Genomic DNA, 25033 nt, shown 5'->3' on the forward strand with positions numbered 1-25033 from the left:
CTTTAAAAATGATACAGATGGGTCGTTAGCTCAGTCGGTAGAGCAGTTGACTTTTAATCAATTGGTCGCTGGTTCGAATCCAGCACGACCCACCATCATTCAGCTTTATCCCAGGTCGTTTAGCTCAGCTGGGAGAGCACCTCCCTTACAAGGAGGGGGTCACTGGTTCGAGCCCAGTAACGACCACCAGATTGAAAAAAAGCCCGCTACAATGCGGGCTTTTTTGTATCCGCTTGTCAGGTGCGCAGTCGCTCGAGTTCGCTGGCCAGCGTGGTGGCCGCCTGCTCCAGCTCCTCGCTCAAGAGGTGGCTGGCACTCGCCTCCTGCCCCAGGGAGGTGGCGGTATCCCCAATGCGCATCAGATTCTGGTTGATGGTATCGCTGACGGCGCTCTGCTGCTCGGCGGCGGTCGCCACCTGGCTGATGTGATCATGGATCTGCTGGATCTGACTCACTACCTGATTGAGCGCCTCGAAGGCCTGCTCTGTCCCCTCGACCGTGCTGACGGATCGGGTGATGCCCGTGCTCATCAGTTGCTGGCTGCTGCTCACCTCGGCTTGCAGGCTGCCGATAAGCTGGCCTATCTCGTCGGTAGAGGCCCGGGTCTTGTTGGCAAGGGCTCTCACTTCATCTGCCACCACGGCAAAGCCTCTGCCCATGTCGCCAGCCCGCGCCGCCTCTATGGCCGCATTGAGTGCCAGCAGGTTGGTCTGTTCGGCGATTGCCCGGATCACGTCGAGAATGTGGCTGATGTTGGTGCTGCGTTGTGCCACCTGCGCCACCGCCTTGTCCGCCTGGTGCATGTCCTCGACCAGGGTGTGGATCTCGCCGCGGGCCCGGTTCAAGGCTTGCTGGGCCGTCTGGATATGATGGGTGGCCGCTTCCGACTCTTGCGCCGCCTGCTCGGCGTAACCCGCCACGCTGACCGCCGTGGTGCTCATCTCGTGCATGGCACTGACCACGCTCTCCAGCTCCAGACTCTGCTCGTCCAGGCTGCTGCGCATGGCATTGGCCGTCTGCTTCATGCCCCGCGCCTGCTGGTGTACCTGCTGGCCAACCTGCTTGCTGCCCTGCACCATGGCCCTCAGTTTGCCGAGGAAGGCATTGAGGTGTCTGCCTAGCTCGATGAGCTCCTGGTGGGTGTCGATGCGCATCTGCTGGGTCAGATCCCCCTCATTGCTGGCGAGGTGTGAGACGTGGCGGCTGATGAGGGAGAGGGGGGCCGTGATACTCTGAATGAACCAGACGAGCAGACCCAGTGCTACCAGGGTGATGACGACCATGGTCATCAGCTGCTGTTGCTGGGTGGCCTGCAGCAGGCTGCCGAGCTGGTTGCTGATGGTGTTGGCCTGACTGAGGGCGAGTGCCTTGGGCACCTTGATCATCAGCCACCACTGGCTGTCGGCGGCGTCGATCTTGATGGGTTGCTGCAGGATGAAGTCGCTGTCGCTATCCCTGGGCTTGCCGTCTGGCGCCACCAGCCCGGCCTCCGTCAGCGGACGGCCCAGCTTGTCGGCATGGCGGTTGCTGCCGACGATAAAGCCCATCTTGCTGACCAGGGTCACCTCGGCCTGATTGTCATACAGGCTCTTGCCGAGGCGCTCGGCCAGTTGCTGGAAGATGGGCAGGTTCATGTCGACCCCGGTGATCCCGACAAACTTTCCCTCCTTGAGGATGGGAACCGTCAGGCTGGTCATCAGCATCTGCTTGCCCGGACTTATCTCGTAGAGGTAAGGCTCCATCAGGCAGGGGCGCAGGCTGTCACGGCCACAGAGATACCACTCGCTGTTGCGAATGCCGAACTCGTTGCGCGAGGTGTCAAACTTGGCCTCGCTGGTTGCCGCATCTATCTGCTGCTGCGCAATCTGGCCATTCTGCTCACGGGTGAAGTACACCTCCAGGCTGCCCTTGCCCGCGACCGAATGCGTTGCCCCCGTCTGCCAGCTGGCATCCTGCCCGTCATAGCCATCGGGTTCGAACTGGGCATAGATGGAGCTGATCCCGTCAGCCTGATGCAGGCGGCTGCCGAGCAGCAGTTCCACCTGCGGGCGGCTCGGCATCAGGTCCGGCTGTGCCATGCTGCCTTCGAGCTGTGCGGCCATCCCCAGCGGTATCTGATAAGACTGCTGCAACAGGTCGGCGATTTGCACGGCATAGCGCTCGGCCTGGAACTGCAGGGTGCGCGATACCTCCTGCTCCAGGGCGCCGCTAGTCTGGGTCATGATGTCATTGCGCAGGGTGTTCAGGGAGGCAGACTGCATCAGCGTCATGGCGACACCACTGGCGAGAAAGAGACCCAGGGTGAGCAGCAACAATTTGGTTTTGAGCGAGCGTTGTTTCATTCGACAACTCCTTTTGGCAAGAATGACAACGATAAATCCGGGCGGGTTCTGACTGTTTTACTGTACTGGATTTGTTGATGGGTTTGTGCGCGGCTTCTGGTTATAATTTTGGCCTTTCCAAGCGTTGATGGAACAGTCGCAATGAGCAATGCACTGAGCAGTGTCCCTCCGGTCATCGAGATGGACTATCCCTTTCCGGTCAAACCGGCTCCCCTGACTGCCGAACAGAAGGCGGCCCTGATCATCGAGATCAAGGCGCTGCTCGAGGCGCGTCAGGCCGTGCTGGTTGCCCACTACTACACGGATCCCGAGATCCAGGCGCTGGCCGAGGCCACCGGCGGTTTCGTCGGCGACTCCCTCGAGATGGCTCGCTTCGGTCGTGATCACGCCGCCCAGACCCTGATCGTGGCCGGTGTGCGCTTCATGGGAGAGACCTCCAAGATCCTGAGCCCCCACAAGCGGGTGCTGATGCCGACTCTGGAGGCGGAGTGCTCCCTGGATCTGGGCTGTCCCATCGACCAGTTCTCCGCCTTCTGCGATGCCCATCCCGACCATATAGTCGTGGTCTATGCCAATACCTCGGCGGCGGTGAAGGCGCGGGCTGACTGGGTGGTCACCTCCAGCATCGCGCTGGAGATAGTCGAGCACCTGGACAGCCAGGGCCACAAGATCATCTGGGGGCCGGACAGACACCTGGGTGCCTACATCGAGAAGAAGACGGGCGCCGAGATGCTGCGCTGGCAGGGCCACTGCATAGTCCACGACGAGTTCAAGGCCAAGGCCCTGCGCGAGCTCAAGGCTCAGAACCCGGATGCGGCCGTGCTGGTGCACCCGGAGTCCCCGGCTTCCGTCATCGAACTGGCGGATGCGGTGGGGTCTACCAGCCAGCTCATCAAGGCGGCCCGCGAGCTGCCCCAGCAGAAGCTGATCGTGGCGACCGATCGCGGCATCTTCTACAAGATGCAGCAGGCCTGTCCGGAGAAGGAGATGGTGGAGGCGCCGACCGGTGGCGATGGTGCCACCTGCCGCAGCTGTGCCCACTGTCCCTGGATGGCGATGAATGGCCTGGTGGCGATCAAGGAAGCGTTGACCGACGGCGCCGAGCGTCACGAGATCCATGTGGATGAGGCGCTGCGCCTGAAGGCCCTGATCCCGCTGGATCGCATGCTGAACTTCGCTGCCGAGCTCAAGCTCAAGACCCAGGGCAATGCCTGATCTTCTCTGATGACAAGATGCAAAGAGGGCTCCCGCGGGAGCCCTCTTTATTTATCCGTCTGACATATCGTCAGATGATCACGGTAGAGAAGCTGTGCTCCTCGTCCGGCGCCACCGTTACGCCGGCGTCGGCGGTGATGGCCGCCTCGACACAGAGCATGGTGCGGTAGCCGTCGTCGCTCATGTCCGCCATGGCGGTGGCCCCTTCCAGCCAAGGGGTCCAGACCACGACGCTGTCGTTGTTGCCGCTCACCACTTTAGTGGTGCGATCGCCGTCCTTGACCATTACCATGGCGTCGGGCTGGCGGTAGATGCGATCCATGGCGGCAGAGAGCGTCAGTGCCCCCTGTTGCTGGGCATCCCGGCCGGTCAGCTTGTCATGGTAAGGCTCGCCGAGGCCGGTCACCTGAACGGCCTCCGGGCGGCTTATCTGCAGATAGGTGTGCAGGGCCGCGTTGTAGGTGAGGGGCGTCTTGCCGGTGTTGCGGGTGGTCAGCACCAGGGAGAGCTCCTTGCCCACCAGCACATCCAGCTCCAGCTCGAAGACGTGGGGCCAGAGGGTACGGCTGGCGTCGGTGTCACGCAGAGAGAGATGGACGAGGGTGCCATCCCCGTGATCGGAGACGCCATCCAGGGTCCAGAGGCTGGTGCGGGCGAAGCCATGGGCGGGCTTTCCGCTGCCGACGCGAGCGGGGGAGGGGCCGAACCAGGGCCAGCACAGAGGGATACCGCCCCGGATCGGCTTGCTGCCATCCAGCACGGCCTTCTCGCTGAGCCAGATAGAGGCGGGTTCGCCGTGGCGCTGATAGCTCAGCACATGGGCGCCAAACAGGCTGATCTCGGCCTTGGCATGCTGGTTGTCGATGGTCAGCAGAGGCTGGCCATCCGCTGGGTGGCTAAGGGTGCAGTGGGCAGTCAGAGTACGTGTCGGTTGCATGGCGACTCCTGTGTTCGGGCACATTCAGAAAGGGTCCGTGATTCAGAATACAAAAAGGCGGCCAATGGCCGCCTTTTTTCAAGCTACGCGATTGCGCATCCCAAATTACTTGGAGATGTGAGCGATCAGGTCCAGAACCTTGCTGGAGTAGCCCATTTCGTTGTCGTACCAGGAGACGACTTTCACGAAGGTCTTGTTCAGCTGGATACCAGCCTTGGCATCGAACACGGAAGTCTGACGCTCACCCAGGAAGTCGGTGGAAACCACTTCGTCTTCGGTGTAGCCCAGTACGCCCTTCATGGCGCCTTCGGAGGCAGCCTTCATGGCCTGGCAGATTTCAGCGTAGGAAGCTTCTTTCTTCAGGTTGACGGTCAGGTCAACGACGGACACGTCCGGAGTCGGAACGCGGAAGGCCATGCCGGTCAGCTTGCCGTTCAGTTCCGGGATGACCACGCCAACAGCCTTGGCAGCACCGGTGGAGGACGGGATGATGTTCTGAGCCGCACCGCGGCCACCGCGCCAGTCTTTGGCAGACGGACCATCAACGGTCTTCTGGGTAGCAGTGGTAGCGTGAACAGTGGTCATCAGGCCGGATTCGATACCGAAGGTATCGTTCAGAACCTTGGCGATGGGGGCCAGGCAGTTGGTGGTGCAGGAAGCGTTGGAAACGATGTCCTGGCCAGCGTAGGAGTTCTGGTTAACACCCATGACGAACATCGGGGTGGCGTCTTTGGACGGACCGGTCAGTACGACTTTCTTGGCACCGGCAGCGATGTGCTTGCGAGCGGTCTCGTCGGTCAGGAACAGACCGGTAGCTTCGGCAACAACGTCAACACCGATGGCATCCCATTTCAGGTTTGCCGGGTCACGTTCAGCGGTAACACGTACGGTTTTGCCGTTGACAACCAGGTTGCCGTCTTTGACTTCAACGGTGCCCTTGAAGCGGCCGTGGGTGGAGTCGTACTTCAGCATGTAAGCCATGTAGTCAACGTCGATCAGATCGTTGATACCAACCACTTCGATGTCAGCACGCTCAGCGGCCAGACGGAAAACGAAACGACCGATACGGCCAAAACCGTTAATACCTACTTTGATAGTCATAATTGGTTACCTAACTGTTCAGTAGTCAAAGAAAATTCCGTTTGTAAATTTACTAGAACTCACCGGTGAGTCAACCAACAATCTGCGCGAAATTGCGCTATATCATGAAAAACTGTGAAATTTATTTTCGTTTTATGTAACTGGCTACCAACTTTTGTCGAATGCATCATCAGCGGATCCGGTCGCAGAGATCAACAATAGTGCCTGTCCGGTCACACATCCGGCCGGGGAGATATGTAAAAATGTGCGCGGTTTAGCATGGCCAAAGAGCCACTGTTCAAGTACCACCCATAAAAATTAATCACAAATAGTGTAGATAGAATCCACAGCGGGAATTCTCAAACTATGACCACCCTGATTGAACAGCTGGCTGCCGCCAAAGGTATCGCCAGTGAGTATGTTGATGCCTGGGGCCACCCGGCCCAGGTATCCGAAGAGAGCAAGGCCGCCATGCTGGGCGCCATGGGCTACCGCGTCGACGACGAGGCCGCCCTGACCGAGCAACTGGAGCAGGAGCACCGTCAGCACTGGTTGCGGCCTCTGGATCCCGTGATGGTAGTGCGCAGTGGCGATCCCGTCAGCCTCGAGGTTCGTCTGCCCATCGAGTTCGTCAACGACGCCCTCCACTGGCAGATAGTGCTGGAGCAGGGGACCCTGTTGTCCGGCCAGCTGACCCCCATCGAAGGGGAACTGGTCGGCGTCGCCGAATTCGAAGAGATGGAGTGCCAGGCCTACAGGGTCGCGCTGGATGTGCAGCCGGAGCTTGGCTATCACCAGCTGGTGCTGCTGGAAGAGGGCAACGACGAGCCGCTCGCCACCATGCGCCTCATCGTCGCCCCCAAGTCCTGCTACAAGCAGGCGCCGATTGCCAACGGCCGCAAGGTGTGGGGCCCGAGCGTGCAGCTTTACTGCCTGCGCAGCCGCCACAACTGGGGCATAGGTGATTTCAGCGACCTCGGCCAGCTGGTCGAGAAGGCCGCCGCCTGGGGCGCCCACTTCGTGGGGCTGAACCCCATCCACGCCCTCTATCCGGCCAACCCCGAGAGTGCCAGCCCCTACAGCCCCTCTTCCCGTCGCTGGCTCAACGTGGCCTACATCAACGTGGAAGCCGTGCCCGAGTTTCTCGCCAACGAGCGGCTCAAGGCCGACGTGGCGAGCCCGGCCTTCCAGCAGCATCTGGCCTCCCTGCGGGCCAAGGAGAACGTGGATTACACCGGCGTCATCGAGACCAAGATCGGCATGCTGCGTCAGGTGTTCGATGAGGCCAGGCTCGGCGCCGAGCGTCAGGCTGCGTTCGATGCCTTCGTGGCCGCCGGCGGCGACAGCCTGCAACAGCAGGCCGCCTTCGATGCCCTGCAGGCCCACTTCTATGGCAAGGGTGAGAACGCCTGGGGCTGGCCGGTCTGGCCGGATGCCTTCCGCGATTACCACAACCCGGAAGTGGCGGCCTGGATGAAGGAGCACCGCCAGGATGTGAATTTCTATCTCTATCTGCAGTTCCTGGCCGATGAGCAGCTGGCACAGGCCGATGCCCGCGCCAAGGCGGCCGGCATGGTGATGGGGATCTACCGGGATCTGGCGGTGGGCGTCTCCGAAGGCTCCACCGAGATCTGGGCCAACCGGGATCTCTACTGCCCGAAAGCCTCGGTCGGTGCTCCCCCCGACATCCTGGGCCCCCTCGGCCAGAACTGGGGCCTGCCCCCCATGAACCCGAACCAGCTGTTCGAGGCGGCCTATCAGCCCATGGTGGATCTGTTCCGCGCCAACATGCGTGCCTGCGGCGCGCTGCGCATCGATCACGTGATGGCCTTGCTGCGGCTGTGGTGGGTTCCGCCCGGAGCGTCTGCCGCCAAGGGCGCCTACATCTACTATCCGGTCAACGATCTGCTGGGGATACTTGCCCTCGAGTCCCACCGCAACCAGTGCCTGCTGATCGGCGAAGATCTCGGCACTGTGCCGGAAGGCATAGACGTGACCCTCAAAGAGAACGGGGTCCACTCCTACAAGGTGTTCTTCTTCGAACGCTCCAAGGACGACGGCGGCTTCATCTCCCCGGCCCACTACACCGAGCAGGCGATGTCGGCCCTGACCACCCACGACATGCCGACCCTGAAGGGCTTCTGGCATTGCGACGATCTGGCGCTGGGTCGCGAGCTGGGCCTGTACCCGGATGAAGAGGTACTCAAGACCCTGTATGCTGATCGCCACCAGGCCAAGCAGCGGATCCTTGACAGCCTGCATGCCCATGGGGTCATCTCTGGCAACATCAGCCATGACGTGAACTGGGTCGGGATGAACACCGAACTCAACCATGGCCTGCAACTGCACATGTCCCGCGGCAGCTGTGCCCTGTTCAGCACCCAGCTGGAAGACTGGCTGGAGATGGACAAGCCGGTCAACGTGCCGGGCACCAGTTACGAATACCCGAACTGGCGTCGCAAGCTTTCAAAGGATCTGGAAGATATTTTTGCCGATGAGGCGCTCAAGGCGCTGGCGGGCAAGATGAGCCAGGCCCGTGACGAGGCCAGTCGTTGAGCCCCTGCTGTCAACATGTGACTCACTTTCATCCGCTTCGGCTCAGGCCGGAGCGGATGTTCAGCCATGAAAGGAAATGTCGATGCCCGTTGAACGTTTGGTTGCCGCCCGCTGTGCCGATCCCTTCTCCCATCTAGGCCTGCTGGCCAATCCGGATGGGCCAGGCCTGAAACTGACGGCCTGGTTGCCCGATGCGCTCGAGGTCCGGGTCAGGGACCTCAAGTCAGGCAAGATAGTTGCCACCCTGACCTCCGCCGACGAAGCGGGCCTTTTTGAAACTGTTTTCACTCGCCGCAAGAATCCCTTCCCCTATCAGCTGATCGCCAGCTACCCCGATGCCAGTGCCGAATCCATCGACCCTTACCAGTTCCAGGCTGCCGCCTGGGAAGGCTTGGCCGAGCTGAGCTTCCAGCCGGAAAACCTCTACCACACCCTGGGTGCCCAGCTGCGCACCGTGGAGCATCTCGGCCAGCGGGTGGCAGGGGTGCGCTTTGCCGTCTATGCGCCGAGCGCCACGGCGGTGAGCCTGATCGGCGATTTCAACTTCTGGGATGGCCGTCGCCACCCCATGCAGCGCAGCCAGTGCGGTCACTGGGTGCTGTTCGTGCCTGGCCTCAAGGCCGGGGATCGCTACAAGTTCGAGCTCAAAGACCCCATGGGCAACCGCCTGCCCCACAAGAGCGATCCCGTGGGCTTCTACTGCGAGCAGTATCCGTCGTTCGCCTCCGTCATCCACGACCACGAGCAGTACCAGTGGCAGGATGCCGCCTGGCGCGAGAGCCAGCGCAACGACAAGCGGGAGCAGCCGCTCTCCATCTACGAGCTGCACGTGGGATCCTGGAAGCGTCACCCCAACGGCGACAGCCTGAACTGGCGCGAGCTGGCGGTGGAGCTGGTCAACTACGTCACCGAGATGGGGTACACCCACATCGAGCTGATGCCGGTCTCCGAGCACCCCTTCAGCGGCTCCTGGGGCTACCAGCCGGTGGGCATGTTCTCCCCCACCAGTCGCTACGGCAGTGCCGATGACTTCAAGCATTTCGTCGACGCCTGCCACCAGGCCGGCATAGGCGTCATCCTCGACTGGGTGCCGGCCCACTTCCCGGCGGATGCCCATGGCCTCGCCCGCTTCGACGGCACCCCGCTCTACGAGTACGAGGATCCGCGTCGTGGCTGGCACCCGGACTGGAACTCCTACATCTACGATTTCGGCCGCAACAACGTGCGCCAGTTCCTGGTGGCGAGCGCCCTGTTCTGGCTCGACAAGTTCCACATCGACGGCCTGCGGGTGGATGCGGTGGCCTCCATGCTCTATCTGGACTATTCCCGCAACGCCGGCGAGTGGGTGCCGAACGTCGACGGGGGCAACCACAACTACGAGGCGATCAGCCTGCTCAAGTGGACCAACGAGGAGGTCTACGGCAAGTATCCCCACGCCATGACCATAGCCGAGGAGTCCACCGCCTTTGCCGGTGTCTCCCGTCCCACCTTCCTCGGCGGCCTCGGGTTTGGTTTCAAGTGGAATATGGGCTGGATGCACGACACCCTGAGCTACGTGCAGAAGGAGCCTATCCACCGCCGCTATCACCACAACGAGATGACCTTCTCCATGGTCTATCACTATGACGAGAACTTCATCCTGGCCCTGTCCCACGACGAGGTGGTGCACGGCAAGCACTCCCTGCTCTACAAGATGCCCGGTGACGAGTGGCAGCAGGCCGCGAACCTGCGGGCCTACATGGGCTTCATGTATGGCCATCCGGGCAAGAAGCTCAACTTCATGGGTACCGAAATCGCCCAGAGCAACGAGTGGAATCACGATGCCCAGCTGCCCTGGCACCTGCTGCAATTCCCCAAGCACGGCGGCCAGCAGCGGCTGATCCGGGATCTCAACCGGCTCTATCGTCATGAAGCTGCCTTGTATCAGGCGGATTATGAGCAGAGCGGCTTCCGCTGGCTGGATCACAACGACGCCGACAACAGCATCTTCGCCTGGCTGCGCGCCGACAGGCAGGGGGCCAATCCTGTGGTGATCGCCTCCAACTTCACCCCGGTGCCGCGCCTCGCCTATCGCCTCGGGGTGCCGGCGGCGGGCCGCTATGCCGTGGTGCTCAACACCGACAGTGAGCATTACTGGGGCAGCAACTATGATGTGGGTTTGACCCTAGTCGCCGAGCCGACCCCCTGGCAGGGGATGGCGCACAGCATAGTGCTGGACTTGCCGCCGCTCGCGACCTTGTTCATCAAACAGGAGTCCTGATGTTTGTAATGGAAAATGGGGTGGACTACCCGCTGGGAGCCCGGCTCGACGAGGCAGGCTGCCACTTCTGCGTCTGGGCCCCCCAATCGGACAAGGTGGAGCTCTGTCTGTTCGACGAACAGGAGCAGGAGCTGGTCCGGCTGGCCCTGCCCGGTCGGCGCGGCCAATACAGATTCGGCTATGTGCGCGGGGTGCGGGCAGGTCGGCGTTACGGCTATCGGGTCCATGGCACGCCCCAGGAGGGGATGCTGTTCGACCCGGACAAGCTGCTGATCGACCCCTATGCCAGGGCGCTCAGCCGGGCGACCCGTTGGGATGACGACCTCTATCAGGGGGACAGTGCGGCCATGGTGGCCAAGTCGGTGGTGGTGGACGACGCCTTCGACTGGCAGGGCGTCGGCAAGCCCGCCATCTCCCCCGAGCGGGTGGTGCTCTACGAGACCCACGTCAAGGGCTTCACTCGTCAGCACCCCGGGGTGCCCGAGGCGCTGCGGGGCACCTACCTCGGCATCAGCCATCCGCTGATGATCGAGCACCTGCTCTCTCTCGGGGTCACTTCGGTGCAGCTGATGCCGGTGGCCGCCTTCATGTCGGAGCCCAGGCTCGAGCAGCTTGGGCTGACCAACTACTGGGGCTACAACCCCATCGCCTTCTTCGCCCCCGAGCCGCGCTACGGGGCGGGGGAGGCGGTGACCGAGTTCAAGACCATGGTGCGCGAGCTGCACCGGGTCGGGCTCGAGGTGATACTGGACGTGGTCTACAACCACACCGCAGAGTCCGGTGCCGACGGCCCCATGCTCTCCCTCAAGGGGTTCGACAACGCCGGCTACTACGCCTTCGAATCCGGGGCCCACGGCCCTGACTACCAGCGCCACGCCAACGTCACCGGCTGTGGCAACAGCGTCAACCTGGATCACCCCAACAGCCTGCGCCTGGTGCTCGATGCCCTGCGCTACTGGGTCACCGAGATGCAGGTGGACGGTTTCCGCTTCGATCTGGCGGTCACCCTGGCGCGGGAGGCGGGGGAGTTCGATCCCATGAGCGCCTTCTTCAAGGCCCTGCTGGCGGATCCCGTGCTGGCGCGGGTGAGGCTGATTGCCGAACCCTGGGACATAGGCCCCTTCGGCTATCGCCTGGGTCAGTTCCCGAGCCAGTGGCTGGAGATCAACGACCGCTATCGCGACACGGTACGCGCCTTCTGGCGCGGCGACGCGGGCAAGATGGGGGACTTCGCCACCCGGCTGGCGGGGTCGCGGGATCTCTTCCCGAAGAACTGGCGTTCCCCCCACACCAGCGTCAACTACCTCTGCTATCACGACGGCTTCACCCTGGAGGATCTGGTCTCCTACAACCAGCGCCACAACCAGGCCAACGGCGAAGACAACAGAGACGGTCACGGCAACAACCTCTCCTACAACCACGGGGTGGAGGGGCCGACCCTGGACCCCAGGGTGAACAACCTGCGCCAGCAGCAGAAGCGCAACCTCATCGCCACCCTGTTGCTCTCCCAGGGCACGCCGCACTTCCTGGCCGGGGACGAGATGGGTCGCAGCCAGCTCGGCAACAACAACGCCTATTGCCAGGACAACCAGATAAGCTGGGTCAACTGGCAACTGCGCCCCGAAGATGAACGGCTGCTCGCCTTCACCCGCCAGATGATGGCGCTGCGGGCGGAGTCCGGGGTCTTCGCCAACCTGCAACTGAGTGACGATGAGTGGAATGGCAAGGCGACCAGCTGTCACAGGGTCAACTGGTATCACCCCGATGGCCATCAGCTCACCGATCAGGACTGGCACGCCCCCATGGGGCAGGCGTTCGCCATGGACATCGGCATGCTGACGTGCGGCGGGGAGCGCTGGTACGTGCTGTTCAACGCCAGCGACTACGACATCCAGTTCCGCCTGCCACCACCGGGAGAAGGGCTGGAGTGGATCCAGACCATAGACACGGCCACCAACGACGGCCTGCCCTTCCTGCCTGACGACATCAAGCGGCAGGTGGCGGTGGGGCGCGCCCACTCCCTCAAATTGCTGGAGCGGGTCGCGCTGCCGGCGGTGGCGCTGGCCAAGGAAGGGGTGGTCGCCACGCCGGATGTTGCCGCCGTGTTGCCAACGGGATCACAGTTCCCGCTGGCGGGGTAGAGTCGGGGCGTCCGAGTGGGTATGCTGGGCGCCGTGATAAAAGGCAAGGAGTCAGTATGAAGGGCAACAATCCCGAGCAATGGCGCAGCAAGTTGAGTGCAGAGCAGTTTCACGTTTGCTGGGAGAAGGGCACAGAGCGCCCCTACAGCGGCGCCCTGCTGCACAATCGCAAGAGCGGCGACTACCTCTGCGTCTGCTGCAAGAGCGTACTGTTCCATGCGGATGCCAAGTTTGACTCCGGCTGCGGCTGGCCCTCCTTCGATCGGGCCATCGAGGGGACAGTGACCTACACAGAGGATCGCAGCCACGGCATGGCAAGGGTGGAGATCACCTGCAGCCAGTGCGGCTCCCACCTGGGTCACGTCTTCCCGGACGGGCCGACCGAGACAGGCCAGCGCTACTGCGTCAACAGCCTGAGCCTGGAGTTCGAGCCCGATACAGACGCCTGAGCGCGTCGGAAATGAAAAATGGCGCCTCCGCTTGCGGAGGCGCCATTTTTTTATGGGGCCCTGGTTGGCCCTCAGAGCGGCAGCAGGCTGGCCCCCACCAGCAGGGCGGCGAGCGCCAGTATGGGCAGCCTGATGACGCGCAGCAGATAGAAGCCGATGGCGGCCAGCGCCAGATCGGTCGGGGCCAGCACGGCGCTCTGCCACACCGGCTGATAGAGGGCGGCCAGCAGCAACCCCACCACGGCGGCGTTGATGCCGGCCACGGCTCCCGCCAGCCTGGGGTGGGCCAGCCAGCGCTGCCAGCAGGGACCCAGGGCCCAGAGCAGCAAAAATCCCGGCAAAAATAGTGCGAACGTTGCCAGCAGGGCGCCCGCCAGCGGCGCGGCAGGCAGCAGCTGGGCGCCCAGGTAGGTGGCCAGGGTGAACATGGGGCCGGGCACCAGCTGGGCCAGGCCATAGCCGGTCAGGAACTGCTGCTCGCTGAGGCTGTGGCCGACGCTCTCCTGCAACAGGGGCAGCACCACGTGACCGCCGCCGAACACCAGGCTGCCCGCCCGATAGAAGTCGGCGACCAGCTGGCTGGCGGGGCCCTGGGCCAGCAGCGGCAGGCCGACAAACAGCAGGGCAAACAGCAGCAGGGTCGGCCAGTGGGGTTGGCGAGCCAGATCCTCTGAGGGGGCCTGCGCCGGCTCGCTCTGCTCACGGTAGGCGCAGAGCAGGGCCGCCCCCAGCAGCATGCCCAGCTGGGTCAGCAGGCCAGGCTGCCACCAGAGGGCGGCGGCGGTCGCCACCATGACTCCCTGTTGCAGCGCCGTCTTGCAGAACTGGCGGCTCATGGTGAGCACCGCATCGGCCACCACCACCAGCGCCAGCAGCTTGAGGCCGTGCAGGGCGGCATCCAGCCAGAGGTTGTTGCCGAGCTGCCCGAGGCCGATGGCAGCGGCCAGCAACAGCAGGAAGGAGGGCAGGGTGAAGCCGGCAAAGGCGGCAAGCGCGCCCCCAAGGCCGGCCCGCTGGCGGCCGATGGCGAAGCCGAGCTGGCTGGAGGCGGGTCCCGGCAACAGCTGGCACAGGGCCAGCAACTGGGCAAACTCGGCCTGGCTCAGCCAGCCCAGCCGCTGGACGAAGGTGCGCTGGAAGTAGCCGATATGGGCGGCCGGCCCGCCGAAACTGATGCAGCCGAGCCACAGAAATTGAAGGAATACCTGTCCCACCACTCACTCCCCGTTGTCATCGTTGATGGGCAGGATGATATGACAAGGCGATGACTTTTTTATGACAATTCGCGCTGGTGTGGCTGTGGCAATTAGCCGCGAGCCAGCCAGCAGGGGATGGGGATTAGGTCGGCTGGTCTGGTTGTGGCAAGTAACAGCGACCAGCCAGCTGGCAAGCGATGGTCACGCTGTCGGCTGAGGCAGATAGCAGCGCCCCGCCAGCCAGCAGGCGATGGACTGGCGGCTGGCATCGAAGTGGGGCTCGGGCAGCGCGCGGGGATCGCACCAGACCCAGCCCTCGCACTTCTCCGGCTCCAGCAGTTGCGGCTCCCCTTCCACCTCGGCCAGCAGGGTGACAGAGATGTAGTGCAGCCCGCTCTCGCGCCAGGTCTCCAGGTTGTTTGTGATGGCGATGACGCTGGGGTTGGTGATGAGAAAACCTGTCTCCTCGGCCACCTCCCGGATCGCCGCCGACTCGAAGCTCTCGCCAAGCTCCAGATGGCCGCCGGCGATGGACCAGTAGGGGGCGTGGCTGCCCTTGCGCTTGCCGAGCAGCACCTGGCCCTGATGGTTGACGAGGATGACACCGACCCCGACGCGGGGATAGGGCGTGGACATAAGAAGAGCTCCTTGCTGTGGCTGTGCGACGAGGTGCATCGACCACCGACGCCGGGACAAGACGTGGCAGGGATGGGCAGGGCACCCTGCCGACCCGGCATGGCACCATAAAAAACGGGCCCACCTTAGGACGGATGGGCCCGTTTCGCAAGTCACCGCAGGGGGAGCCCGAGGGCGCGGGATCTTGCCGTTTCTCTATCTGCCAATCAGATGGCTATCGCGATATTGCATCTACCAAGCAGATGGTAGAAACGAGGAATGAGGCTCCCCGGTGCGTGGCTGGCCGTCAGTCCAGCCTGATCGACCTCTTGCCGTAGCTGTGCCCATCGTCGATAAAGGCCGGGGCGGGCCGCTTGTCAGCCCAGCTTGACCAGCATCTTGCCGGTGTTGCGGCCCTCGAACAGCCCGATAAAGGCCTGCGGCATGCTGGCCAGCCCCTCGCTGATGGTCTCCTCGGCCTGCAGGGCGCCGGCCTCGAAGGCGGGGATGGCCTCGGCCAGGAACTCCCCGTAGTGCTGCCAGTGATCGGAGACCAGCAGCCCCTGCATCAGGAGGCGTTTGCGGATCATCTGGGAGAGGTTGTGCGGGCCGCTCCCCTGGCCATTGCTGTTGTACTGCTCGATGAGGCCGCACAGGACGATGCGCCCGTGCAGCGCCATGTGGTTGAGGGCCGCGTCCAGCATGGCGCCCCCCACATTCTCGAAATAGACCTGGATGCCTTCCGGGGCGAGGCGGGCCAGCTCGGCGTCGAGATCCGGCGTCTCCCTGTAGTTGATCACCGCATCAGCGCCCAGCGTCTCGAGGTAGGCGACCTTGTCGGCCGAGCCGGTGGAGCCGATCACCCGGGCACCGGCCCGCTTGGCGAGCTGCACCGCCATGGTGCCGACCGCGCCGGAGGCGGCCGAGACCAGCAGGGTCTCACCGGCCTGCAGGCGGGCGACCTTGTGCAAGCCCGCCCAGGCGGTCATGCCCGGCATGCCGAGGGCGCCGAGGAAGAGCTGGGAGGGCAGCGGCGTGGCGGGCAACCGGGTCAACTGCTCCCCCTTGGCGACGAAGGCATCCCGCCAGCCCAGCATGCTGCTCACCTGGTCACCCACCTGGAAGTCGGGGTGACGGGAGGCCTGCACGGTGCCGATGGCGCCGCCGTCGAGGGGGCCGTTCAGGGGGAAGGGGGGCACATAGCTCTTGGCCTCGCTCATGCGACCGCGCATGTAAGGGTCCACCGACAGCCACTGGTTGGCTACCTGCACCCTCGCCCTCCTGCAGGGCGGGCAGGGGGCACTTCCGAGGGCGAAATCGTCCGGGGTGGGGAGTAGCCGGTGGGGCGGCGCAGCAGTTGGATCTGATGGCTGATCGGGGTCATGGTCTTTCTCCAGCGAGGTAGGGGGCTGTCGACGCCGCGCCAGCCTGGGGGCGGAGGCAACGGCTCGGGCATTCTGTTTGTGTGCAAACTAAAATCAGGTTAATCCCGAAAAGAGGGGGTGACAACTGTTTTGTGTGCAAATTATTCAGGCGTCAGTTGTCCTGGGGTATACTGGCCCCAGTCGTCAGCGAGGTGCCCCATGAGTGAATTGAAAAAGCAGGTCTGTTTTGCCCTCTACAGCGCCTCCAATGCGGTGATGCGCGCCTATCGGCCGCTGCTGGACAAGCTGGATCTCACCTACACCCAGTACCTGGTGATGCTGTCGCTCTGGGCGCGGGACGAGGTCAGCCTCAAGGAGATTGGCCAGGAGACAGGGCTGGACGCGGGCACCCTGACCCCCATCGTCAAGCGGCTGGAGAGCAAGGGCTGGCTGACCCGCACCGTCTCAAGCGAAGACGAGCGGCAAAAATGCATCCGCCTGACCGAGGCGGGACGCCAGCTGCAGCAGGGAGTCAGGGAGTGCTGTCTGGCGGACAACTTGCGCAATCAGGTGGATCTGGCCGATGCCGAGTTGGCCGAGCTCAAGCGACTCTGCGATCGCGTGGCGGCCCAGCTCGGGCGCTGAATCCTCTTCCCCCTGTCTGGAGTCTGGAGTCATCCGATGAAACCCTGGTTACCCTTGCTTGTTCTGCTGCTCGGTGGCTGCGCCGGCGGCACCCAGCCCCCGTCCGAGTTGCGGATCGATGATGCGGATGCCTGGCAGGCCCTCTGCAAGGATGGCGTCCGGGTCAGGGCCATCAGCGAGGAGGGGATCTGCGCGGATCACCGCGGCCTGGCCATGTGGACGAATAAGCCAAGGGCGGTTCGAATGGCAGAGGAAGCCGCCAAATAGTGTGATCCAGACGCCATAAAATGACACAACCGGCCCCTTGGCCGGTTTTTTTCGCGATCTCGCCTGCACTTTGCGGCCTTGTTCATGGTGCACTCATGCTTCCCTTTCCATACTGGCCCCACAGTTTCATGAGAGGAGAGAGAGATGCAGTCATCCATCGTCGGGCTCTCCATTCTGTGGGGGCTGGCCAGTTTTGGTGTTCAGGGGGATTTCATCGAGAGCCGTGATTCCGTTGCGCCGTCCTGGCAAGCCGAGTCCAGAGTGGAGATGGAAGGTTATCTGATTGAGTCGCTCGGCGAAGATCGCTGGGTGTTCGACAACGGCAGCGAGAGTCTGCTGGTCTCCCTGCCCGAGGGGCAGTGGGTGTCAGAGGGGGAGCGGTTGCGACTGAGCGGCGAACCCCAGCAGGAGCAGGCCGGCTGGCTGTTGCAGGTGCAGGACGTCAGCCCGGTCGGCGTCTGATCCGGTCAGTTCCCGGTGACACAAGATACAAAGAGGAGGCCTGGGCCTCCTCTTGCTTTTTGCGTCTCTGGCCCTCCGGGGGCCGGGCTGTCAGCCCAGGTGGTTGAGGGGCAGCGCCGTCTTGTGCTTGATGCGGCGCAGCACGAAGCTGGAGCGCACCCCGGTCACCCCGGAGATGTGGGTCAGCTTGTCCAGCAGGAAGTGCTGGTAGTGCTCCATGTCCCGCACCACCACCTTGAGCTGGTAGTCGGCGTCGTTGCCGGTGATGAGGTCGCACTCCAGCACCTCGGGCAGATCCTGGATGGCCCGATCGAAGTTTTCGAACCGCTCAGGGGTGTGCCTGTCCATGGAGATGTGAATGTAGGCGGTGAGGGTGAGCCCCAGCTGGCGGGCGTTGAGCAGGGTGACGTGGGTATCGATGAGACCGGCATCCTCCAGCGCCTTGACCCGGCGCGAGCAGGGGGAGGGGGAGAGCCCGACCAGTTCGGCCAGCTCCAGGTTGCTGATGCGGCCATTCTCCTGCATCAACTCCAGAATATGCCTGTCTATGCGATCAAGTTTCAGCATTCTCCGTTCCTCGTTGCAATTACTGATTCACTTTTCCTAGATTAAGGGTGAACTATTGCAAAAACAACTGAAAATACCTACTACTTCACAACCACTCACCGCACCGGCAGGCGTACCATGGTTTCATCTTCCGGTGGCAAGACAGATGCCCGACCAGGCCTCTGTGGTGAAGGACCTTACCGGGTCAACAACCCCATCAGCCGTCCGACCTTATCGGGAAACGACGGGCTGGAACGAGAGCATCCCCTCCCCGAAGGCAACAAAGCAGGCATCCCGGCGCCTGCTTTGTTGTTTTTGCGCGCCGGCATCCTCAGGCCTGCGGCGGCCGGATGCGATAGAGGCAGCGCCTGTCCCCCTCCAGCAGGTACTGCTCCCGCTCCACCCCGGCCGGCGCCAGCAGCTGGCGAAACAGCGCCAGCTCGCTCCGGCAAAAGCCCCGGCAGGCCCGCGCCGCGGCGCAGATGGGGCAGTGACTCTCCCACCATAGCCAGCTGCCATCCTCCTCCTGGCTCATGTCCGCCATATAGCCCTCCCGGCTGCGCAGCTCCTTGAGCGCGGTCAGCCGATCCGCCAGCGCCGGCTGGGTCAGCTTGGCCTGATAGCGGCTCAGCATCTGCTGCTCCCGCCGTGCGATCAGTTGATCCAGGCCGCTCTCGCCAAACAGCTGCTGCACGTCGTCGATGAGCTGCAGGGTCAGCTCGCTGTGGGTGTCGGGGAAGCGCTGCCAGGCCTGCTCGGTCAGGTGCCAGAGCCGTACCGGGCGACCGCGGCCCCGCGCCTCGTCGCTAAAGCCCACCCAGCCGTCGGCCTCCAGCGCCGTCAGATGCTGGCGGGCGCCCATGGAGGTCATCTGCAGCTGCTCCCCCAGCGCGGCGGCACTCTGGGGACCGTGAGTCTTAAGCAGGTAGAGGATCTTGTCGGTACTGGCGTTCATGGAGTGGATCTCGTTATCGACAGGCGTTCGCTGCGGGAAAGCCAGGGCGGCACTGGCGTTGATAGGGTCATTATGGGCAGCGGCCTCATTTAAATCAACAATTCACTTTACTTAATGCCGTTCCCTTTGCAGTATAAATAAACCAATAACTTTATTTAATGAGGCGAAGATGGAAGGGATCAAGGGACAGGCGACCCTCTGGGTATTGGTGATGACGGTGACCCTGGCGGTGGCGGGCTTCAGCCTGCCCTCGCCGGTGCTGGCGCCGCTGATGCTGGATCCGGCCCAGGGCATGTTGACGCCCGAGGCATCTGACTGGAGCCGCAAGCTGTGGCTCGGGGTCATCATGGGGCTCTATCCGCTGTTTCAACTGCTGGGGGCCCCCTGGCTGGGCAAGCTGTCGGATCGCCATGGCCGCAAGCCGGTGCTGACCCTCTGCCTGGTCGGGGTGTTGGCGGGTTATGTGCTGATGGCCCTGGGGATCGCCTGGCGCTCCCTGCCGCTCTTGCTGCTGAGCCGGGTGGTGGAGGGCTTCTTCAACGGCGACATCGCCATCGTCCAGGCCATGGCGGCGGACATGAGCACGGCCAAAACCAAGGCGCGCAACTTCGCCCGCATCAACATCGGCATGAACCTGGGCTGGGTGCTGGGCCCCATGATAGGGGGCTATGCCGCCGTGGTGTCGGGGGATTACAGCCTGGCGGCCTGGCTGGCGGTGGCCATGACGGCGGGCAACCTGTTGTTGGTGCTCTGGCTGTTGCCCAACCGGCCGCCGGTACCCGCCGAGCAGGAGCTGGCCTCCCTCTCGACCCGGCAGTTGCTGTTGCAGCCCCGCCTCCTGCCCTACTTCGTGCTGACCCTGCTCAGCTACGGGGCGGTGCAGCTCTACTTCACCTACTTCAACGTCTGGCTGGTGGAGCGGCTCTCCTGGGATCCGGTGCAGCTGGCCCAGGCCGCCGTGCTGGTGAGCGTGCCCATGATGCTGGGTTCCTGGCTCGGGGAACAGTTGGCCCGCCACTGGCGCGGCAGCTCCCTCGGCATAGTCGGGCATCTGGTGATGGCGGCGGGCATGCTGATGTTCATCCTGCCGACCCAGTGGTGGGGGCTGGCGCTCACCTTCATTCCGGCCGGCATCGGCATGAGCCTGGGGGAGCTCGCCACCTCGGTGGCCATCTCCAATCGCAGCCATGCCAGCCAGCAGGGGCAGGCGATGGGGATCTATCGCGGCCTGGCGGTGGGCAGCGAGATCCTGGCGGTGGTGCTCGGCAGCCTGGCGCTGCTGGCAGGCACCGAGTGGCCCTTCTATCTGGCGGCGCTCTGCGGCGTGATCTGCGCCCTCGGCTTCTACGGGTTGCGCAGACGGGCGGACAGACGAAGCGCCGTGGCCGCCTTTGCCGAGCCGGGCTGACGAAGGGCGAGGGGATCACAGATTGGCGCTGGGGTGGCAGGTGGGGCTTGCATCCCGGCGCCGAGTTTGGGACGGTATGGCTCTTTGTCCCCTTTTACTCCGTCGCCCGGCGAACCTGGCCTGCACAGGCCTTCATTTGCGCCCCGCGATGCCCAGTCCTGAGAGGTGATATGAATCATTATCAAGCCATTGCGTTGGACGCGGGATTGTACGGTGCCGCATTCGTTTCGACATTCTTGGAGGTGATATGAGTCGTTTTCAGGCGATTGCTTTGGATATGGACGGTACCCTGCTGACCCGGGATCACAAGATCTCGTCCGCCACCCGGGCCGCCCTGGCCCAGGCCCGGGCCCACGGCATCAAGGTGCTGCTGGTGACGGGCCGCCACTTCATGACGGCCCGCCCCTTCCATCACGAGCTGGCCCTCGACACCCCCCTCATCTGCAGCAACGGCGCCTACCTCTATGATCCGGTGCAGGATCGGATCCAGGTCGGGGATCCCCTGGCGGTGGCGCCGCTCACCGCCCTGCTCGCCGAGGTGCAGGCCCAGCAGATGGGCGCCCTGTTCCACCTCGACGAAGGCATAGGCTATCTCGGCTGCGAGGAGCATGTGGGACGGATGCGGCACCGGTCGGCGAACCAGCCGGATCACCTCAAGGTCTCCCTGCTGCCCGCCGAGGATATCGACAGCTGGCTGCAAAAGCCCATCTGGAAGCTGGAGCTGTTCAATCAGGATCCCGGCCTGCTGCACCGCTTCGTGGGGGAGGTGGTGCAGCATCTGCCCTTCACCCAGGACTGGGCGGCGCCCTATGCGGTGGAGCTGGTGCAGCCCGGGTGCAGCAAGGGCAACCGGCTGGCCCAGTGGGCGGCGAGGGAGGGCATAGCGATGGAAAACGTGGTGGCCTTTGGGGACAACAACAACGATATCAGCATGTTCGAGCAGGTGGGGCTGGCGGTGGCCATGGGCAATGCGGCGCCCCAGATCCAGGCCCATGCGGACAGGGTCACCGCGGATCACAACGAAGACGGCATAGCGCTGGCGCTGCAGCGCTGGGTCCTGCCCTCCTGAGGGGCAACAGAAAGGGGCCGGCGCGGCCCCTTGTTGGTCAGCTCCCGAAGGAGAACTGGATCACCCGATCCGGGAAGCGGATCCGGTTGTAGTCACGGCGCACCCCCTCGTAGTGGCGGATGGCACGCTCGCGCTGGGCCTGGTAGTAGTCCCGCTGCTTGCTGTCGCTTTCGCCCCGGATCTGCTGATCCAGCTGATAGATGGTCCGCTCGGTGCGCTCCAGCTCCTGTTGCAGCTCGCCGAGGCGCTGCTCAAGCAGGAACTCCTTGCGGCCGCGCTCGAACTGGGTGAGGAAGCTGGTGTCGTTGGGGCAGACCCCCAGGTATTCGTTCCCCTCCCGCCCCTTGCTGTAGGCGAGCTCCGGGATGCAGTAGAGCTCCAGCCCCTTGGCGTAGCCGCGCTGCCACTCGTCTTCGTCCACCCTGAGGCCGTACTCCCCGCAGGTCTGCTTGTAGTCACGGGTGGCGGTCCGGGTCTTGCCCTGCTCCCCGTCCTGATAACCCTGGTTGTACCAGCTCATGGCGCGGCACTCCTCCTCCGACAGGGAGCTGCACCCGGCGAGCAGCAGGGGGAGGGTCAACAGCAGGATCTTGGGGGACATGAAGGGGCTCCGACAGCAATGATGGTGGGGCATTCTAGAAGAGGAAGCCCGCCCGGGACAAGCACCCGGCACCAGGCCGATATCATGATGTTTTTATCAGTATTTTCAAGCCGTTGCTAACGGGCCTCCGGCAACCTTTTCTTGCCGGGGGAGGCAGGGTAAACTGCGCCTACTTTTAACTGGCATGTAACAAAAAAACAATGAAAGTCCTGACCGTCGATTATCGCTCCCCCGACGCGGCCGAGCGCTTCACCGAATCCCTGCGCACCACCGGCTTCGGAGTGCTGACCCACCACCCCATCCCGAAGGAGCTGGTGCAGTCCATCTATGACAACTGGTATCGCTTCTTCATGAGCGAGCAGAAGCAGGCGTTCCTGTTCAACCGCGAGACCCAGGACGGCTACTTCCCGCCCTCGGTGTCCGAGGTGGCCAAGGGCAACACCCAGAAGGACATCAAGGAGTACTTCCACCTCTACCCCTGGGGCCAGATGCCGGAAGAGCTGAGGGCGCAGGCGATGGAGTACTACCGCCTCGCCAACGATCTCGCCGCCGAGCTGCTCTCCTGGGTGGAGCAATACACCCCGGCGGACATCGCCGCCCACTACAGCTGCCCGCTCTCCTCCATGATCGAAGAGAGCCAGAAGACCCTGCTGCGGGTGCTGCACTATCCGCCGTTCGACGGCACCGAGGAGCCGGGGGCCATCCGCGCCGCCGCCCATGAAGACATCAACCTGCTGACCATTTTGCCCGCCGCGAGCGAGCCCGGCCTGCAGGTGAAGGGCTCGGACGGGGAGTGGATGGACGTGCCCTGCGACTTTGGCACCCTGATCATCAACATAGGTGACATGCTGCAGGAGGCCTCCCGTGGCTATTACCCCTCCACCACCCACAGGGTCATCAACCCGACCGGCGGCAGTGCCGCCAAGTCCCGCATCTCCTTGCCGCTGTTCCTGCACCCGCGCCCGGACGTGGTGCTCTCCGAGCGCCACACCGCCCACAGCTACCTGATGGAGCGGCTGCGGGAGCTGGGGGTCATCTAATCCCGCCAGACGCGAGCAGACAGCAAACCGGAGCAAACTCGCTCCGGTTTTTTATTTTGTGGCACGTTTGGTGGGTTATCCGAATTTTATTGGTTAATGATGCTAAAAACTGAGTTTTATATCGGATATACGCCGAGTGATTGCGCGCCCCCGGGCGTACTCTGAGCGCCATTCCGGGCCCCGCTGGCGGGCCCCTCGATTGGAGTTCCCATGAAGCAGTCCCAATGGTCATCCCGGCTCGGTTACATCCTGGCCGCCGCAGGTTCGGCGGTCGGTCTCGGCGCCATCTGGAAGTTCCCCTATGTGACCGCCGCCAACGGTGGCGGCGCCTTCCTGCTGGTGTTCCTGCTGTTCAGCTTCACCCTGGGGGTGGCGGTGCTGATGGGGGAGACCTTGCTCGGCAGCCTGACCCGGCGCGGGGTGGTGGGGGCCTTCGGCGAACTGATGGGCAAGCGCTGGCGCTGGGTCGGTGCCATGGGCCTGCTGTGCAGCCTGCTCATCTTCAGCTTCTACAGCGTGGTGGGGGGCTGGACCCTGGGTTACACCGGCATGGCGCTGGCGGGAGAGTTGCAACAGGGGGACGGCGCGGCCCTCACCGCCCGCTTCAACGACTACGTCGGTGATCCGCTCTGGCCGGTGCTGACCCACCTGCTGTTCGCCGCCCTCACCTGGTGGTTCGTGCAGGGGGGCGTGCAGAAGGGGGTGGAGCGCACCCTGCGCTGGATGATGCCGGCCCTCTTCATCATGATCCTGCTGCTGGTGGCCTTCGGTCTCACCCTGCCCAATGCCATGGCCGGGGTGCGCCACTTCCTGATGCCTGACTTCAGCAAGCTCGGCATGTCCGGGGTGCTGGACGCCATGGGGCTGGCCTTCTTCTCCCTCTCCATTGGCCTGGGCATCCACACCACCTATGGCGCCTACCTGCCCTCCAGCGAAGGGGTGGGCCGCTCCAGCCTCTGGGTGGTGCTGCTGGCGAGCCTGATCGCCGTGCTGGCGGGCTTGATGATCTTCCCGGTGCTGGCGGCGACCGGCATAGATCCCGCCTCGGGGCCCGGCCTCACCTTCATGACCATGCCGGCGGTGTTCCAGCAATTGCCCTTCGGCCAGGGGCTGGCGGTGGTCTTCTTCGCCCTGCTGGTGGTGGCGGCGCTCTCCTCGGCCATCTCCCTGCTGGAGCACCTGCAGTGCTTCGTCTGCGAGGGCCTGGGTTGGTCGCGGCGGGCGGCCTGCAGCCTGATCACTGCCCTGGTGATGGCGGGAGGCATCCCGGTCAGCCTGTCGTTCGGCCCCTGGGCGCAGGTGACCCTGTTTGGCAAGAACATCTTCGAGCTGCTGGACTTCATCACCTCCAACCTGATGATGCCCCTGTTCGGGCTGGCCCTGACGCTGCTGCTGGGCTGGCAGCTCGGTCGCCGGGCGCTGCCCGCCGGGCTGGCACCGCACTGGCGCACCCTGCTGATGGGCTGCTGGCGCTGGCTGGCTCCCCTGCTCATCGGCGGCATCCTGGTGCGGGGTCTGCTGTAACCTCCGACCGTGCGGGTGGGCCCCCGGGCCTGCCCGTTGTCCGGGCAGAGAGAGGATCCTCGCCGGCAGGATTGACTGCCTCGAAAAATCCACGAAATAGCGGTTTATCAAAACTTTGATTTATCGAGCGGCCATTTAATTGATAAATATTCTGTTTTGCGGGCAAAAATGGACTATTGGCTGTCAACTTCTCTTGCCGTGGTTTAGGCTGTGGCTCCTTTTTCGCGTCCAGGTTACCCACTGCATGTCACCCCTCATCGCCCTCACTGGTCGATTTTTCCGCTCGCAAGAGAGGTGACCCTGCACGCGCACTCAGTCTGAATGTTCATTGCAAAGGTCGCCCCCGGGCGGCCTTTTTGTT

Annotated in this window: 20 protein-coding genes, 2 tRNA genes and 1 pseudogene; 14 read left to right on the forward strand and 9 right to left on the reverse strand. The window is 63.5% G+C overall.

Features of this window, described 5'->3' with window-relative positions; translation table 11 throughout:
• Window positions 1-19 precede the first annotated feature (19 nt).
• Both ACWPWQ_RS17735 and ACWPWQ_RS17740 read left to right on the forward strand, forming a co-directional pair.
• Window positions 20-95: transfer RNA gene (locus ACWPWQ_RS17735), tRNA-Lys, on the forward strand.
• A gap of 18 nt (window positions 96-113) precedes the next feature.
• A tRNA-Val gene (locus ACWPWQ_RS17740) sits at window positions 114-189 on the forward strand.
• Between the two features lie 47 nt (window positions 190-236).
• Here ACWPWQ_RS17740 and ACWPWQ_RS17745 read toward each other — a convergent pair.
• Complete coding sequence (locus tag ACWPWQ_RS17745) at window positions 237-2342, reverse strand: methyl-accepting chemotaxis protein (protein WP_454010399.1); 2106 nt, start codon at window positions 2340-2342, stop codon at window positions 237-239.
• Between the two features lie 141 nt (window positions 2343-2483).
• Here ACWPWQ_RS17745 and nadA point away from each other — a divergent pair, with 141 nt between their 5' ends.
• Entirely contained in the window at window positions 2484-3557 is a 1074-nt protein-coding gene (gene nadA, locus ACWPWQ_RS17750; RefSeq protein WP_265437453.1) for a quinolinate synthase NadA, read from the forward strand.
• 70 nt (window positions 3558-3627) lie between these two features.
• Here the strand turns inward: nadA and ACWPWQ_RS17755 are convergent, their stop codons facing one another.
• Together ACWPWQ_RS17755 and gap are read right to left on the reverse strand one after the other, a co-directional pair.
• Window positions 3628-4494, reverse strand: a complete 867-nt coding sequence (locus ACWPWQ_RS17755) for a D-hexose-6-phosphate mutarotase (protein WP_454010400.1) — start codon at window positions 4492-4494, stop codon at window positions 3628-3630.
• A gap of 105 nt (window positions 4495-4599) precedes the next feature.
• Window positions 4600-5595 (reverse strand): type I glyceraldehyde-3-phosphate dehydrogenase, encoded by a 996-nt coding sequence (gap, locus tag ACWPWQ_RS17760; protein ID WP_139439088.1) that lies wholly within the window; start codon window positions 5593-5595, stop codon window positions 4600-4602.
• A gap of 345 nt (window positions 5596-5940) precedes the next feature.
• Here gap and malQ point away from each other — a divergent pair, with 345 nt between their 5' ends.
• The 4 genes from malQ to msrB all read left to right on the forward strand — a co-directional run bounded on the left by malQ (window position 5941) and on the right by msrB (window position 12980).
• Complete coding sequence (gene malQ / locus ACWPWQ_RS17765; RefSeq protein WP_454010401.1) at window positions 5941-8130, forward strand: 4-alpha-glucanotransferase; 2190 nt, start codon at window positions 5941-5943, stop codon at window positions 8128-8130.
• Window positions 8131-8212: 82 nt separating this feature from the next.
• Window positions 8213-10390 (forward strand): 1,4-alpha-glucan branching protein GlgB, encoded by a 2178-nt coding sequence (gene glgB, locus ACWPWQ_RS17770; RefSeq protein WP_454010402.1) that lies wholly within the window; start codon window positions 8213-8215, stop codon window positions 10388-10390.
• Window positions 10390-12531, forward strand: a complete 2142-nt coding sequence (gene glgX / locus ACWPWQ_RS17775) for a glycogen debranching protein GlgX (protein ID WP_454010403.1) — start codon at window positions 10390-10392, stop codon at window positions 12529-12531. Before glgB ends, glgX begins: the two co-directional genes overlap by 1 nt.
• Window positions 12532-12587: 56 nt before the next feature.
• Complete coding sequence (gene msrB / locus ACWPWQ_RS17780) at window positions 12588-12980, forward strand: peptide-methionine (R)-S-oxide reductase MsrB (protein ID WP_106884912.1); 393 nt, start codon at window positions 12588-12590, stop codon at window positions 12978-12980.
• A 71-nt stretch (window positions 12981-13051) separates the two neighbouring features.
• On the opposite strand, the gene chrA is transcribed toward msrB, so the two are convergent.
• From chrA to ACWPWQ_RS17795, 3 genes and pseudogenes are all read right to left on the reverse strand, one after another.
• Window positions 13052-14194 (reverse strand): chromate efflux transporter, encoded by a 1143-nt coding sequence (gene chrA / locus ACWPWQ_RS17785; RefSeq protein WP_319914288.1) that lies wholly within the window; start codon window positions 14192-14194, stop codon window positions 13052-13054.
• Between the two features lie 183 nt (window positions 14195-14377).
• Window positions 14378-14812 (reverse strand): nucleotide triphosphate diphosphatase NUDT15, encoded by a 435-nt coding sequence (locus ACWPWQ_RS17790; protein WP_454010404.1) that lies wholly within the window; start codon window positions 14810-14812, stop codon window positions 14378-14380.
• 356 nt (window positions 14813-15168) lie between these two features.
• A pseudogene (locus tag ACWPWQ_RS17795) lies at window positions 15169-16175 on the reverse strand (NADP-dependent oxidoreductase).
• Between the two features lie 199 nt (window positions 16176-16374).
• Here ACWPWQ_RS17795 and ACWPWQ_RS17800 point away from each other — a divergent pair.
• The 3 genes from ACWPWQ_RS17800 (at window position 16375) to ACWPWQ_RS17810 (ending at window position 17529) form a co-directional block, all read left to right on the forward strand.
• Window positions 16375-16800, forward strand: coding sequence for a MarR family winged helix-turn-helix transcriptional regulator (locus ACWPWQ_RS17800; RefSeq protein WP_162519291.1), 426 nt, complete (start codon window positions 16375-16377; stop codon window positions 16798-16800).
• A gap of 36 nt (window positions 16801-16836) precedes the next feature.
• Window positions 16837-17067, forward strand: a complete 231-nt coding sequence (locus ACWPWQ_RS17805; RefSeq protein WP_247627843.1) for a hypothetical protein — start codon at window positions 16837-16839, stop codon at window positions 17065-17067.
• A gap of 144 nt (window positions 17068-17211) precedes the next feature.
• Window positions 17212-17529 (forward strand): hypothetical protein, encoded by a 318-nt coding sequence (locus ACWPWQ_RS17810; RefSeq protein ID WP_454010405.1) that lies wholly within the window; start codon window positions 17212-17214, stop codon window positions 17527-17529.
• Between the two features lie 90 nt (window positions 17530-17619).
• Here the strand turns inward: ACWPWQ_RS17810 and ACWPWQ_RS17815 are convergent, their stop codons facing one another.
• Window positions 17620-18096, reverse strand: coding sequence for an Lrp/AsnC family transcriptional regulator (locus tag ACWPWQ_RS17815; protein WP_025325819.1), 477 nt, complete (start codon window positions 18094-18096; stop codon window positions 17620-17622).
• 310 nt (window positions 18097-18406) lie between these two features.
• Complete coding sequence (locus ACWPWQ_RS17820; protein WP_454010406.1) at window positions 18407-19030, reverse strand: helix-turn-helix transcriptional regulator; 624 nt, start codon at window positions 19028-19030, stop codon at window positions 18407-18409.
• Between the two features lie 169 nt (window positions 19031-19199).
• On the opposite strand from ACWPWQ_RS17820, the gene ACWPWQ_RS17825 reads away from it, so the two are divergent.
• Both ACWPWQ_RS17825 and ACWPWQ_RS17830 read left to right on the forward strand, forming a co-directional pair.
• On the forward strand, window positions 19200-20438 hold the full coding sequence (locus ACWPWQ_RS17825; protein WP_139439105.1) for an MFS transporter: 1239 nt from the start codon (window positions 19200-19202) through the stop codon (window positions 20436-20438).
• Window positions 20439-20685: 247 nt separating this feature from the next.
• A complete protein-coding gene (locus ACWPWQ_RS17830; protein WP_454010407.1) occupies window positions 20686-21507 on the forward strand; it encodes a Cof-type HAD-IIB family hydrolase in 822 nt (273 codons plus the stop codon).
• A gap of 37 nt (window positions 21508-21544) precedes the next feature.
• Here ACWPWQ_RS17830 and ACWPWQ_RS17835 read toward each other — a convergent pair whose 3' ends face one another.
• On the reverse strand, window positions 21545-22108 hold the full coding sequence (locus ACWPWQ_RS17835) for a DUF2799 domain-containing protein (protein WP_454010408.1): 564 nt from the start codon (window positions 22106-22108) through the stop codon (window positions 21545-21547).
• Between the two features lie 200 nt (window positions 22109-22308).
• On the opposite strand from ACWPWQ_RS17835, the gene ACWPWQ_RS17840 reads away from it, so the two are divergent.
• Together ACWPWQ_RS17840 and ACWPWQ_RS17845 are read left to right on the forward strand one after the other, a co-directional pair.
• Complete coding sequence (locus tag ACWPWQ_RS17840; RefSeq protein ID WP_043128396.1) at window positions 22309-23148, forward strand: isopenicillin N synthase family dioxygenase; 840 nt, start codon at window positions 22309-22311, stop codon at window positions 23146-23148.
• Between the two features lie 210 nt (window positions 23149-23358).
• The gene (locus ACWPWQ_RS17845) at window positions 23359-24672 is read left to right on the forward strand and encodes a sodium-dependent transporter (RefSeq protein ID WP_139439109.1); all 1314 of its coding nucleotides are present in this window, start codon (window positions 23359-23361) and stop codon (window positions 24670-24672) included.
• The last annotated feature ends 361 nt before the right edge of the window (window positions 24673-25033 follow it).

The organism is Aeromonas sp. Marseille-Q7275, from assembly GCF_965119515.1.